We start from the raw sequence: 1,051 nt of genomic DNA on the forward strand, positions 1-1,051 counted from the left end.
CGGAGAGTTAGGTTCAGTCCATGGTAATAAGGAAAGCGAGACTTTACTTCTAAAATAAAGTTAATTAAAAAAATATAATAAATTTTTAATAGGTGGCTTGTCATGAGTAGATTTTTAAAAAATATATCATTAACAGTTTTTGCATTAAGTGCTTTTTCAGTAAAAGCAAATTTTAATAGTGAAGATTTTGCTTATTTTCAGCAGCCTAGTAAGTGTCATTTTACAAATGAAATTAATATTGGGCCAGATGTATATATTAAAGATATAGATCAAAGCATATTTTTTCTAGGTGGTAGTTATGAAGTTTTGGCTCCACTTTATAGGCGTCAGGATGGACTATATTCTGGTGATTATATATGTGATGGTTTGGGTGGTTATGGTGAGTTGTTAGATTTTTTTAATATCACGTTTTTTTCAGAGGAAAATATGTATAAATTCGCTGAAAAACACAACTTGGTATATATCGGATCTGAGAATAAAACAGTCGCTAAATTTCAATTTAAAGCAAGTCCGATTGTGGAAACGCCTCCGTGGGTACCGAATGATCATGGGTTGGCTCAAGCGAATGCAGAAGATATGGCCGTTAGAGCTAATCAGCTTGTTCAAGACAGTAATGTAAGCAGCCTTTCTATCGCGGTTAAATGGCAATATTAAATTTTGAGGTTTTCATGAAGGTAAATAAAAGAGTTGTGAAGGAGCTAAGCAGTAGCTCTAGCTTGAAAGGTGTGAATGGTGGTTACTTTATATCGACTATGATCACAAGTAACTTTCCAGATGTAGAAACAAAAAAGTGTTTCATTGTTAAATAAATTTGGAGGTAAGTATGAAGCTTAAAAAAAGAAAAATTAAAACGTTAAGCTCCAATGGTGGTTTTGATAAAGGGTTTGACACTAAGAATATCAACGGTGGTTATTCTGCTTTGATTCTGCCACTGGGCCCAAGCATTACACCGCATGTAACGACGACTTCTAATTAAAAAGTTTATTAGATAAGGATAAAGACCATGACAGAAATGAATCAAACACAACTTGCAGACGTCAACGGCGGCGTA

At 34.0% G+C, this 1,051-nt stretch carries 2 protein-coding genes; both read left to right on the forward strand.

All coding sequences use genetic code 11. The features are described from left to right. The first annotated feature begins 102 nt into the window (after positions 1-102). Positions 103-654 (forward strand): hypothetical protein, encoded by a 552-nt coding sequence (locus L1077_RS27150; RefSeq protein ID WP_237139880.1) that lies wholly within the window; start codon positions 103-105, stop codon positions 652-654. A gap of 169 nt (positions 655-823) precedes the next feature. Next, positions 824-976, forward strand: coding sequence for a hypothetical protein (locus L1077_RS27155; protein ID WP_237139881.1), 153 nt, complete (start codon positions 824-826; stop codon positions 974-976). The last annotated feature ends 75 nt before the right edge of the window (positions 977-1,051 follow it).

This window comes from Pseudoalteromonas luteoviolacea (assembly GCF_021654285.1).
Classification (GTDB): Bacteria; Pseudomonadota; Gammaproteobacteria; order Enterobacterales; family Alteromonadaceae; genus Pseudoalteromonas; species Pseudoalteromonas luteoviolacea_J.

What these genes read in the sequence shown, in the direction of transcription:
- L1077_RS27155 (WP_237139881.1), top strand. Translation starts at nt 824, where the DNA reads ATGAAGCTTAAAAAAAGAAAAATTAAAACGTTAAGCTCCAATGGTGGT.
- L1077_RS27150 (WP_237139880.1), top strand. Translation starts at nt 103, where the DNA reads ATGAGTAGATTTTTAAAAAATATATCATTAACAGTTTTTGCATTAAGT.